Origin of the sequence: Delftia sp. WSY_12, from assembly GCF_043104645.1 — a bacterium.
In the GTDB taxonomy this organism is placed as follows: domain Bacteria; phylum Pseudomonadota; class Gammaproteobacteria; order Burkholderiales; family Burkholderiaceae_C; genus Comamonas; species Comamonas tsuruhatensis.
This window is the reverse complement of the sequence record NZ_JBICKW010000012.1, coordinates 390862-402921: the sequence shown is the minus strand read 5'-3', so window position 1 is coordinate 402921 and position 12060 is coordinate 390862. Positions and strand designations below refer to the sequence as shown.

The window sequence follows — 12060 nt, the reverse complement described above, 5'->3', positions numbered from 1 at the left end:
AGAAAACCATCCTGACCTGCGAAGCCGGCATCACAGCTGCCACTGCCGCGCCACGATCTGCGCGATTTCGCGCGCCTGCGCGTCCAGGGCCAGCAGGTCTTCCAGGCTGCCCAGTGTAGGCGGCAGCAAGGTCTCGAGCGTGCGCAAATTCACAGCGTGGATACGGTCAAATGCCAGGCGCCGCTCCAAGAAGGCGGCAACGGCGACTTCGTTGGAAGCGTTGAGAACCGCCGTGGTTCCCTCGCTGGCGTGCAGCGCCTGCCAGGAAAGGTGCAGGCCCGGAAAGCGCACGGCATCCGCCTCCTCGAAGGTCAGGGCCGACAGCTTGGCGAAATCCAGGGGCGCCGCACCGCTGGCGATGCGGCGGGGCCAGGCCAGGCCGCAGGCGATGGGCACGCGCATGTCGGGCGTACCCAGTTGCGCGAGCACCGAAGCATCCTTGAACTGCACCATGGAGTGCACGATCTGCTGCGGATGGATGACGACCTTGATCTTGTCAGGCGCCATGTCGAACAGCCAGCGGGCCTCGATCACCTCCAGCGCCTTGTTCATCATGGTGGCCGAGTCCACGGAGATCTTGCGCCCCATGGAGAAATTCGGGTGCGCGCAGGCCTGCTCCGGCGTGATCCCGGACAGGGTGGACGGATCGCGCAGGCGAAAAGGCCCGCCCGAGGCTGTGAGCAGCAGACTGTCCACGCGATCGGGCCAGCTGGTGCGGTCTTCGGGCAGGCACTGGAAGATGGCCGAGTGCTCACTGTCTATGGGCAGCAGCGTTGCGCCGTGGCGCTTGACGGTGTCCATGAACAGGGCGCCGCCAACCACCAGCGCCTCCTTGTTGGCCAGCAGCAAGCGCTTGCCGGCGCGTGCGGCGGCCAGGCAAGGCGCCAGGCCCGCCGCACCGACGATGGCCGCCATGACGGCATCGGCTTCAGGATGCGAGGCGATCTGCTCCAGCGCGTCAGGCGACTGCAGCACTTCGGTGGCCAATCCATTGCTGCGCAGCTGCTCAGCCAGCAGCCTTGCATGCGGCGCGCTGGCCATGACGGCGTAGCGGGGCTTGAATTCGGCACACTGGCGCAGCATCAGGTCCACCTGCGTGGCCGCGCTGAGCGCAAAGACTTCGTAGTGATCGCGGTGGCGCGCCACCACATCCAGCGTATTGGTACCGATGGAGCCTGTGGAGCCCAGGACGGTGATTTTCTGCTTCATGAATGCGCGAAAGAGGAAAGCATCAGGGCCAGCGGCAGGGTCGGCAGCAGGGCATCGACGCGGTCGAGGACGCCGCCATGACCGGGCAGCAGGCCACTGCTGTCCTTGACGCCGACGCTGCGCTTGACCAGGGATTCGACCAGGTCGCCGACCACGCTCATCGCGGCCATGAAAACAACCGCCAGCAGCAGGAACCAAGCCCCGCGCGCCAGCAGCAATGAATAGAAACTGGGCACGGCCACCGCGTAGTGGCGGTCAGCCCAGACCCAGACCAAGGCCAGCACCACAACGCCTGCCATGCCGCCCCATACGCCTTCCCAGCTCTTGCCGGGACTGATCGTGGGAGCCAGCTTGGATTTGGTGAATTTCAGGCCCAGGGTCCGTCCTGCGAAATACGCGAACACGTCGGCCACCCAGACCAGCACCAGCACCGACAGCAGGAAGTTGATGCCCATCATGCGCGCCTGCACCACGGCGACCCAGGCCAGCCACAAGGCCAGCACTCCGCCGACCAGGCGCACAGGCGCTGCAATGCGAGGCCAGCCAGCCACGCCGGCACGCAGCAGCGCCCCGCCACCCAGCACCCAGGCAGCACCGGCAACAATCCAGAGCGCTGACAGCGGACGCTCCAGCCAGCCGGCAGCCCAGGCGCCCAGGCACATCGCCGTGCAGATAGCGCCTATGCCGATGGCGCCCGCGGTGCCAAAGCCGTTGAGACGCCCCCATTCCCAGGCACCTGCCGCCATGAGCACGAGCACGACCACGGCGAACGGAATACCCGTGGGATAGAACAGCGCAGGCAACAGGATGGCCAGCAGGATCAGGGCGGTGATGACTCGCTGCTTGAGCATGGCTCCCCCTTGTTCAGGACGTCTGCGGATGGGACGACGTCGGTTGTGATTGTTGTACTTGCGCGGAAGTCTGGCCGAAGCGCCGCTCGCGTGAAGCGAAAGCCGCGATGGCCTCGTCCAGGCAGGCCTCATCGAAATCAGGCCACAAGCTGTCACTGAAGAAAAGCTCGGAATACGCAGCCTGCCACAGCAGGAAGTTGCTGATGCGCATTTCCCCGCCGGTACGGATCAGCAGATCCGGGTCGGGCACATGGGCCAGTGCGAGCGCGCGGTCCAGGCTCTGCGGGGTGATGGGCTCGCCCTTCTCTGCCAGCCGGGCAGCTGCCTGTGCAATGTCCCAGCGTCCGCCGTAGTTGAAGCAGACGTTGAGAACCAGGCGATTGTTGCGCGCAGTGACGGTCTCGGCCTGCGCAAGGCCCGCGCACACTTTCTCGCCCAGGCCGCTGCGGTCACCGATGAAATGCAGGCGCACGCCGTCGCGGCTCAGTTGCTGCACTTCCTTGGCAAGTGCGTTGGCCAGCAGGCCCATGAGACCGGAAACCTCCTCTTCGGGACGGTTCCAGTTCTCGGAAGAGAAAGCGAAGACGGTCAGGACCTGCACGCCGCGCTGGACGCAGGCGCGGGCGCAGCGGCGCAGTGATTCCACGCCCTGCTTGTGGCCGGCCAGTCGCGGCAGAAAGCGGCGATTGGCCCAGCGTCCATTGCCGTCCATGATGACGGCAATATGGCGCGGCACCGCGCCGGAGTCTTGTTTGGTCAAAGGTACGGACCCTGAGGCAAATGAGGCAAGAAGCCTCAGACCGCCATGATGTCTTGTTCCTTGGCCGCCACCAGCGTATCGATCTCGGCGATGTGCTTGTCGGTCATCTTCTGGACATCGGCTTCGCAACGCTTTTGATCGTCTTCCGAGGCTTCCTTGTCCTTGACCAGCTTCTTGACGGCTTCGTTGGCATCGCGGCGCAGGTTGCGCACGGCGACCTTGGAAGCTTCGCCTTCATTGCGCGCCAGCTTGGTCATTTCCTTGCGGCGCTCCTCGCTCATGGGAGGCATGGGCACGCGGATCAGGTCGCCCAGCGAGGCGGGGTTCAGGCCCAGATCGCTTTCGCGGATGGCCTTCTCCACCTTGGCCGACATGCTCTTTTCCCAGGGCTGGACGCTGATGGTGCGCGCGTCAAGCAGGGTGACGTTGGCCACCTGGGACAGCGGCACCATGGAGCCGTAGTACTCCACATGGATGGAGTCCAGCAGCGATGGATTGGCACGACCGGTGCGCACGCGCGCAAGATTGTTCTTGAGCGCTTCGATGGACTGGCCCATCTTGGACTCGGTGGTCTTCTTGATGTCTGCAATCGTCATGTTCTTGTTCCTTGAAGAGCTGTGTAACGCGGTATCAAAACACTCAAGCGTACACCAGCGTGCCCTCGTCCTCGCCCATGACCACGCGCTTGAGCGCGCCGGGCTTGACGATGGAGAACACCCGGATCGGCAGCTTCTGATCGCGGCACAGCGCAAAGGCGGTGGCGTCCATGATGCCCAGGTTGCGCGAGATGGCCTCGTCGAAAGCCAGCTTGTGGTAGCGGGTCGCGTCGGGGTTCTTCATCGGGTCGTCGGTGTAGACACCGTCGACCTTGGTGGCCTTGAGCACCACCTCGGCGCCGATTTCAGCGCCACGCAGCGCGGCGGCCGTGTCGGTCGTGAAGAACGGGTTGCCGGTGCCGGCAGCGAACACCACCACCTTGCCCTCCTCGAGGTACTGCAAGGCCTTGGGGCGCACATAGGGCTCCACGACCTGCTCGATGGCAATGGCCGACATCACGCGGGCTGTCAGCCCCTGCTTGTCCATGGCATCGGCCAGGGCCAGGGCATTCATGACCGTGGCCAGCATGCCCATGTAGTCGGCGGTGGCACGGTCCATGCCGACCGAGCCGCCAGCCACGCCGCGAAAGATGTTCCCCCCACCGATCACCACCGCCACCTGGACACCAACCTTGGTGACCTCGGCAATTTCGGAAACCATGCGCTCGATGGTCGCACGGTTGATGCCGAACGAGTCATCCCCCATGAGTGCCTCACCGGACAGCTTGAGCAGGATGCGCTTGTGGGCCGGTGTGGCGTGGGTCATGGTGTTTCTCCGAAGTGGTGGATGATGATGGATGGTGAAGGGAACGGTTCGGTCGCCCGGAAGGATCAGGCGCCGGCCTTGGCGGCAGCCACCTGGGCAGCCACTTCGGCAGCGAAGTCGTCGACCTTCTTTTCAATGCCTTCGCCGACCACGTACAGGGTGAAGCCCTTGACGTTGGTGTTGGCGGCCTTGAGCATCTGGGCCACGGTCTGCTTGCCGTCGGCAGCCTTCACGAAGACCTGGTCGGCCAGCGAGACTTCCTTCAGGTACTTCTGCACCGAGCCTTCGACCATCTTGGCGACGATGTCGGCAGGCTTGCCGGACTCGGCAGCCTTGGCGGCAGCAACGGTACGCTCCTTCTCGATCAGCTCGGCGGGCACGTCGGCGCTGGTCACGGACACGGGCTTCATGGCGGCCACGTGCATGGCGACATCCTTGGCAGCCGTGGCATCGCCGTCGAACTCGACGACCACGCCGATGCGCGAGCCGTGCAGGTAGGAAGCCAGGCTGGAGCCTTCGAAGCGCTTGAAGCGGCGGAAGGACATGTTTTCGCCGATCTTGCCGATCAGGCCCTTGCGCACGTCTTCCAGCGTGGGGCCGAAGCCGTCCTGCTCATAGGCCAGTGCGCTCAGCGCGGCCACGTCGGCGGGGTTTTGCTCGGCGACCAGCTTGGCGGCGGCGTTGGCCATCGCGATGAAGCTGTCGTTCTTGGACACGAAGTCGGTTTCGCTGTTGACTTCGATCATGGCACCCTGGTTGCCATTGATGAAGGCGGCGATCACGCCTTCGGCGGTCACGCGCGAGGCAGCCTTGCCAGCCTTGGTGCCGAGCTTGACGCGCAGCAGCTCTTCCGCCTTGACCAGGTCACCTTCGGCTTCGGTCAGGGCCTTCTTGCACTCCATCATGGGCGCGTCAGTCTTTGCGCGCAGTTCAGCCACCATGCTTGCGGTAATTGCAGCCATCGTATTTCTCCAATGTCAGTTCGATTCGTTACAGGATTTCGGCTTAAAAAAACGGGGCTACCCTGAGCCCCGCTTTTTATTCGGCGACGAGGTCGCTCAGCCGGACAAGCTCAATCAGGCAGCGGATTCTTCCACTTCCACGAACTCGTCACCGCTCTCGCCGGATGCGGCCTTGACCACGTCGGTCAGTGCAGCAGCGCGGCCTTCCAGGATCGCGTCGGCGATGCCTTGGGCGTACAGTTGCACGGCCTTGGCAGAGTCGTCGTTACCGGGGATGACATAGTCGATGCCTTCGGGATTGTGGTTGGAGTCAACCACGCCGACCAGGGGGATGCCCAGCTTCTTGGCTTCGGCCACGGCAATCTTGTGGAAGCCCACGTCGATCACGAAGATGGCGTCGGGCAGGCTGTTCATGTCCTGAATGCCGCCGATGTCCTTTTCCAGCTTTTCCAGTTCGCGAACGAACATCAGCTGTTCCTTCTTGCTCATGGCTTCCAGACCGGCTTCCTGCTGGGCCTTCATTTCCTTCAGACGCTTGATGGACGTCTTGACGGTCTTGAAGTTGGTCAGCATGCCGCCCAGCCAGCGCTGGTCAACGAAAGGAACGCCAGCGCGCTGGGCTTCGGCAGCCACCAGCTCGCGGGCCTGGCGCTTGGTGCCGACCATCAGGATGGTGCCGCCGTTGGAAGCCAGCTGCTTCACGAACTTCTGGGCGTCCTGGAACATCGGCAGCGACTTTTCCAGGTTGATGATGTGGATCTTGTTGCGGTGGCCGAAGATGAAGGGGGCCATCTTGGGGTTCCAGAAACGGGTCTGGTGACCGAAGTGGACGCCTGCTTCCAGCATATCGCGCATAGTGACGGACATATGAATACCTCAAAGGTTAGGTCTAAAATCCAGCCCGACAATTGCCCCCTGGATACAGGAAGCAACACCTTGAAGGGACTGGTTTGCGATTGACTTTGCAACGGGGGTTGCAAGCATGGGCAGGCATTCATGACGAACACCTCGCACCCCAAAGCCATCACCTGATCTCCGGCAATTCCGAAGAAAATCAGGGTGAACCCCTAGCAAAGCCGCAAGATTCTAGCATACGCCATCCCAAGACTGAGGCTTCGCACCCAACGCGCGCTCACACCCCGCATAGCCACGGTTGCCGCATCGGCCACACACTCCTGTAGTGATAGCTACATCCGCTTGATAATTCAGGCACTTCAGCAGATTCCACCCCAAAATGAACATCGCGATTGTGGGCGCCGGCAGCATTGGCGTTGCGACAGCCCACGCACTGGCCCAGGTCGGGCACGAGGTCACCGTCTACGAGCGCCATGGCACGGTGGCCGAGGAAGCCAGCTTCGGACATGCCGGCTGGCTGGGCCCCAGCCTGCTCCAACCGTGGAGCGTCCCCGGTCTCTCCACCACAGAACGCTCACCCACGCTTCCCGGCCGGCAGGCTTTGCCACGCCTCGGCTCCGGAAACCTCGCAGCCCAGCTGCGCTGGCTATGGCAATGGCGCCAGGCTGGGCGGCGCCTGCGCAAAGCCGGCGAACCCACAGCCACGATGGCGGCACTGGAGACACTCACCCAGCGCAGCCAGCAGTTCCAGCAATCGCTGTGGCGGCAGTGGGAGCTGGACCCGGAATATGTCTCCGGCAGCCTGGTGCTGCTGGGCAGCGAGGCCGACCATGAGCAACTGAAACCTGCACTGGCAGCGCTGGCCGAGGCCGGCACGCGCTGCGAGGCACTGGATGCCGCCCAGACTCGCCTGCGTGAGCCCGCGCTGGGCGAGGAGACCGCACTCGCAGGCTCCTTGTATTTCCCGCAGGCTGGCGCCGCCAACGGCCGCCTGGCCACGCTGATGCAAAGGCAGGCCGCACAGTCCGCAGGAGCACGATTCGAGACGCAACGCCTTGTGCAGCGACTGCAGCCCGGCGGCGCCGGGCGCACCGCTCGCCTGCAGCTGCAAGGCGAAGACACGCCCCGGTCGCACGATGCCATCGTCGTCTGCACTGGCGCCGAGGCCGCAAACCTGCTCGCGCCGCTGAGCCTGCGCCTGCCCATGATCGCCCTGCGCGGCTATGGCATCAGTGCTCCGCTGCGCGAACAAGGCTACGCGCCCCGCCACGCCATCGTCGACTGGAGCGAGCAGATGACCCTGGTGCGCCTTGGCCAGCGCATGCGGGTCGTGGCCGGCGCTGAACTGGGCAGCCACGGCCCCATGCACGAGGCCACGCTGCAGCGCATGTACCACCGACTCAACATGGTCTTTCCCGGCAGCGCGGTGCTGACCTCGGGCGTTCAGATCTGGCATGGCACACGCATGTGCACAGCCGATGGACTGCCGCTGCTGGGCGCCAGCGGTTTGCCCGGCATCTGGCTCAACCTGGGCCATGGCAGCTGTGGTGCCGCCATTGCCCAAGGCTGCGCCAGCATGCTGAGCGACCTGATGGACAACCGCACCAGCTTCCTGGACAGCGCATTGCTGGATCCGCGCCGCTTCGGCTGACCGCTGCGGACACCCCGCCCTGCGGCTGGCGGCTATGCTCAGGCCATGCTGCGCATTCCCACATCCACCGCATTGCCACTGTTCGATACGGTGGCCACACGCACCCTGGAACAGCAGGCCGCGGCCCGACTGCCCGCACACCGCCTCATGCAGCGCGCAGGCATGGGGCTGGCACGCCTGGCACGCGCCATCGCCCCTCACGCCAACCGCATCTGGATCGCCTGCGGCCCTGGGAACAACGGCGGAGACGGCTTGCAGGCAGCCGCCTGGCTTCAACAGCACCTGAACACGATGCCGGCACGATCCCGCAATTGCCGCATCCTGGTCAGCTGCGTGCGCGAACGCGACCGCATGCCCGCCGACGCGCGTGCCGCATGGGATGCAGCCCACAAGGCCGGCGTGCAATGGATCGCCCACATGCCCCCTGACATGGGGCCTCAGGATCTGTGCATTGATGCCTTGCTCGGCATCGGCCTGCGCCGACCCGACACGGCAAGCCCACCCACCCGAAAAGATGACCGATTGCTGCCGCTGCTGCGCAGCCTGCAGTCCGGCATGAGCCCCGTCCTTTGCGTGGACATCGCATCCGGCCTGGATGCCGACACCGGGCAATACCTGCCTGGATTCGAGCCCATGAACCTCCCGGTCAGCGCACGGCATACGCTGGCTCTGCTGACACTGCAACCCGGCCTGTTCACAGGAAGCGGTCGCGACGCCTGCGGCCAGATATGGTGGGACGATCTGGACACAGGACTGGCAAGCAGCGCGCCACCCTTCGCCATCTCACCGTGCGCACAACTTTTCTCCCCGGAAGCCCGCGCCCCGCGTCCGCATGCCAGCCATAAGGGGAGCTTTGGCGACGTGGCCATTCTGGGCGGAGAGGGGCTGGAATACCGCGGCCTGTCCATGACCGGCGCCGCCTGGCTGGCCGCACTGGCAGCCTTGCACGGCGGGGCGGGACGCGTGATGCTGGCACTGCTCGATGCCTCGCACGGGTCAGGCCAGGCCATCTCCCCCTGGCCCGAAATCATGTTGCGCAGCCCCGAAGCACAAGACTGGCGCGGCGCCACCGTCGTGTGCGGATGTGGCGGCGGCATGGCGGTGCGCGCCTGGCTGCCCCAAATTCTGGATCAGGCGCCCAGGCTGGTACTGGACGCAGACGCACTGAACGCGGTTGCCGAAGATGAGTCGCTGGCCCTGCTTCTGAAAGAACGCAGCCGACGCAGCCAGCACACGGTGCTGACACCGCACCCGCTGGAGGCCGCCCGCCTGCTGAAAATGAGCACTGCCCAGATCCAGGCCCAGCGACTTTCAGCAGCCAGGCAGCTGGCGCTGCAATTCAACTGCACGGCGTTGCTGAAGGGCTCGGGCACCGTGATCGCCGGACCGCAGGGCGACGGCAATGCATCGCCGCCCTGCTGGATCAACCCCACAGGCAACGCCCGGCTGTCCACCGGAGGAACCGGAGATGTTCTCGCCGGGCTGATTGCCGCGCTATGGGCGCAAGGGCTGGACTCCGCGCAGGCCGCAACACTGGCGGCCTGGCGCCACGGTCATGCGGCAGACCAATGGCCCGCGCAAATGCCGTTCAGCGCCAGCGCGCTGGCCCAGCGGCTGGGCCAATAGACGCCCTCAGGGCTTGCGCCGGGGCTTGGATGTCTTGCCTGCCACCTTGGACTTGACGGCCCCCAAGGCCTTCTTACCCAAGGCGCGCAGCGCCTGCACCGGCGATGGCGGCGGCAACTGCGGCAGACCGTCGTCAGCATCGACGGCGACAGACTTGCGCGCTTCAGCCGCCCTGCCCTTGCGGGAGGCGCGTGCCGCAGGTGCGGACGAACCAGGCACCACGACCGGCTCACTCACGTCGCTTTGACGCACTGGCGCGGCCGGGCGAGACTGGGCACTCGCATATTCAGCCTCCAGCGCGGCCAGGTTCACGCCCTTGACCATGGCCTTCTTGGACGCCTTGCGCCCCTGCTTGCCGGAAGACACCGCGCCGTCGGATTCAGACCGGGCTCCGCCGGCACCGCCGGAGTTACGCTGCGCACGCTTTTCCTTGGCGTCGCGGCGCCCCCATTTTTCGCCCTGATGGGCTTCCGTGCGCGCCGGCGCCCTGCCGGAACGACCCGAAGCCGGCTGCTCTTCGCCGTCGCGCACCAGGCGGAAATCGATGCGCCGGCCATCCAGGTCCACACGGCTGACCTGAACGCGCAGCCGCGTACCTATTCCGTAGCGAATGCCCGAGCGCTCGCCCCGCAGTTCCTGGCGCGCCTCATCAAAGCGGAAGTAGTCCCCTCCCAGCTCGGTGATGTGGACCAGACCCTCCACATACATGGCATCGAGCGTGACGAAGATGCCGAAGGTGGTGACCGCAGAGACCACGCCAGCGAACTCCTCCCCCAGATGCTCACGCATGTACTTGCACTTGAGCCAGGCCTCGACATCTCGGCTGGCCTCATCGGCGCGGCGCTCGTTCGCGCTGCAGTGCAGGCCTGCAGCCTCCCAGGCCTGGACCTCGGCGGCAGGCGCGCGCTTGCGCGGCTTCTGGCCGGGTGCACTGACACGCGAGGCCAGACGCTTGGCCAACTTGGCTTCGGCCTCTCCAGGCGTGGGCAGCTCGGGCAGGCGATAGTGCGTGCCTTCAAGCTCGGCCTTGATCACGCGGTGCACGAGCAAGTCGGGATAGCGGCGAATCGGACTGGTGAAGTGCGTATAGGCATCGAAGGCCAGCCCGAAGTGGCCCGAATTTTCAGGCGTGTAGAAGGCCTGCATCATCGAGCGCAGCAGCATGGTGTGGATCTGCTGGGCATCAGGCCGGTCCTTGGTGGCATTGGCAATGGCCTGGAATTCGGACGTGGCCGGATTCTCGCCAAGCGCCATACCCACTCCCATGGCCTTGAGGTAGTTGCGCAGGATGTCCTGCTTCTCCAGCGAGGGCTTGTCGTGCACGCGGAACAGGCCAACGCGGCCGCTGTGCTCGATGAAGTCCGCGCTGCAGACGTTGGCGGCCAGCATGGCCTCCTCGATCAGCTTGTGCGCCTCGTTGCGCGTGCGCGGCACGATCTTCTCGATGCGGCCGTTCTCGTCACAGACGATCTGCGTCTCCGTGGTCTCGAAGTCCACGGCGCCGCGTGCTTCGCGCGACTTGAGCAGCGCCTGGTACACCCCATGCAGATTCAGCAAGTCGCCCACGCGATCGGAGCGCTTGGCAGCCTCCGGGCCACGCGTATTGGCCAGGATGGCAGCCACCTCGTTATAGGTGAAGCGCGCATGGCTGTGCATCACCGCGGGGTAGAACTGATAGGCATGGATATCGCCCTTTGCAGTGATCAGCATGTCGCAGACCATGCACAGGCGATCCACATCGGGATTGAGCGAGCACAGGCCATTGCTGAGCTTCTCGGGCAGCATGGGGATCACGCGGCGCGGGAAATAGACGCTGGTGGCACGGTCATAGGCATCGATATCGATGGCACTGCCCGTGGTCACGTAGTGACTCACATCGGCAATCGCCACCAGCAGGCGCCAGCCCTTGCCGCGCCCGACCTTGGCAGGCTCGCAGTAGACGGCGTCGTCGAAGTCGCGCGCATCCTCGCCATCGATGGTGACCAGGGGCACATCGGTCAGATCGATGCGATTCTTGCGATCGGCAGGCCGCACCCTGTCCGGCAGGGCCTTGGCCTGTGCCAGGCAGGCATCGGAAAACACATGGGGCACGCCGTACTTGCGCACCGCAATCTCGATCTCCATGCCGGGATCGTCGACCTCACCGAGCACTTCAATGATGCGCCCCACGGGCTGGCCGAACAGTGCAGGCGCCTCGGTCAACTCCACCACGACCACCTGCCCGATCTTGGCCGAACCCGTCGCGTTGGCAGGGATCAGGATGTCCTGGCCATAGCGCTTGTCTTCGGGAGCGACCAGATACACGCCGCTTTCCTGCAAGAAGCGGCCAATGATGTTGTGCGCAGGCCGCTCGATGATCTCGACCACGCGGCCTTCAGGCCTGCCGCGGCGGTCCTGCCGCACGATGCGAACCTTGACACGGTCCTTGTGCAGCACCGCACGCATTTCATTGGGAGGAAGGAAGATGTCGCCTTCGCCGTCATCACGGATGACGAAGCCATGTCCGTCGCGGTGCCCCTGCACACTGCCCCCGATTTCGTCGTTCGCGTCGGCACTTTTTGCGTGAGGGTTCATTTTCTTGGTATACAATCTAAATCTTTCCTGAGATGCCCAGGTGGCGGAATTGGTAGACGCACTAGTTTCAGGTACTAGCGGGTAACTCCGTGGAGGTTCGAGTCCTCTCCTGGGCACCAAGTTTAACGACAACCTGCAGAGGTTGCGGTGAACTGAGGAACTATCTTCACAAGAAGGTGGCTCCCTGGCTTCATGACTTGGCCGATCACA

General features: G+C 64.6%; 10 protein-coding genes and 1 tRNA gene. 3 read left to right on the top strand and 8 right to left on the bottom strand.

The window, feature by feature from the left end; all coding sequences use genetic code 11:
• Positions 1–30 precede the first annotated feature (30 nt).
• From ispC to rpsB, 7 genes are all read right to left on the bottom strand, one after another.
• Positions 31–1209: a 1-deoxy-D-xylulose-5-phosphate reductoisomerase gene (ispC, locus tag ACF8LI_RS07325; protein WP_392414456.1), complete on the bottom strand. Its 1179-nt coding sequence runs from the start codon at positions 1207–1209 to the stop codon at positions 31–33.
• A complete protein-coding gene (locus ACF8LI_RS07320; protein WP_016447485.1) occupies positions 1206–2060 on the bottom strand; it encodes a phosphatidate cytidylyltransferase in 855 nt (284 codons plus the stop codon). The genes ispC and ACF8LI_RS07320 overlap by 4 nt, the downstream gene beginning before the upstream one ends.
• Before the next feature lie 13 nt (positions 2061–2073).
• A complete protein-coding gene (gene uppS / locus ACF8LI_RS07315; RefSeq protein WP_392414455.1) occupies positions 2074–2820 on the bottom strand; it encodes a polyprenyl diphosphate synthase in 747 nt (248 codons plus the stop codon).
• Positions 2821–2855: 35 nt separating this feature from the next.
• Positions 2856–3416 (bottom strand): ribosome recycling factor, encoded by a 561-nt coding sequence (frr, locus tag ACF8LI_RS07310; protein WP_016447487.1) that lies wholly within the window; start codon positions 3414–3416, stop codon positions 2856–2858.
• Between the two features lie 43 nt (positions 3417–3459).
• Positions 3460–4182 (bottom strand): UMP kinase, encoded by a 723-nt coding sequence (gene pyrH, locus ACF8LI_RS07305; protein WP_016447488.1) that lies wholly within the window; start codon positions 4180–4182, stop codon positions 3460–3462.
• Positions 4183–4247: 65 nt separating this feature from the next.
• Positions 4248–5144, bottom strand: a complete 897-nt coding sequence (gene tsf, locus ACF8LI_RS07300; RefSeq protein WP_016447489.1) for a translation elongation factor Ts — start codon at positions 5142–5144, stop codon at positions 4248–4250.
• Between the two features lie 114 nt (positions 5145–5258).
• A complete protein-coding gene (gene rpsB, locus ACF8LI_RS07295; RefSeq protein WP_016447490.1) occupies positions 5259–6011 on the bottom strand; it encodes a 30S ribosomal protein S2 in 753 nt (250 codons plus the stop codon).
• A gap of 367 nt (positions 6012–6378) precedes the next feature.
• Here rpsB and ACF8LI_RS07290 point away from each other — a divergent pair, with 367 nt between their 5' ends.
• Positions 6379–7650, top strand: a complete 1272-nt coding sequence (locus ACF8LI_RS07290) for an FAD-dependent oxidoreductase (protein ID WP_392414454.1) — start codon at positions 6379–6381, stop codon at positions 7648–7650.
• A 45-nt stretch (positions 7651–7695) separates the two neighbouring features.
• Complete coding sequence (locus ACF8LI_RS07285) at positions 7696–9276, top strand: NAD(P)H-hydrate dehydratase (protein WP_392414453.1); 1581 nt, start codon at positions 7696–7698, stop codon at positions 9274–9276.
• Between the two features lie 6 nt (positions 9277–9282).
• Here ACF8LI_RS07285 and rnr read toward each other — a convergent pair whose 3' ends face one another.
• Positions 9283–11850, bottom strand: coding sequence for a ribonuclease R (gene rnr, locus ACF8LI_RS07280; RefSeq protein ID WP_338500095.1), 2568 nt, complete (start codon positions 11848–11850; stop codon positions 9283–9285).
• Between the two features lie 34 nt (positions 11851–11884).
• Here rnr and ACF8LI_RS07275 point away from each other — a divergent pair.
• A tRNA-Leu gene (locus ACF8LI_RS07275) sits at positions 11885–11969 on the top strand.
• The last annotated feature ends 91 nt before the right edge of the window (positions 11970–12060 follow it).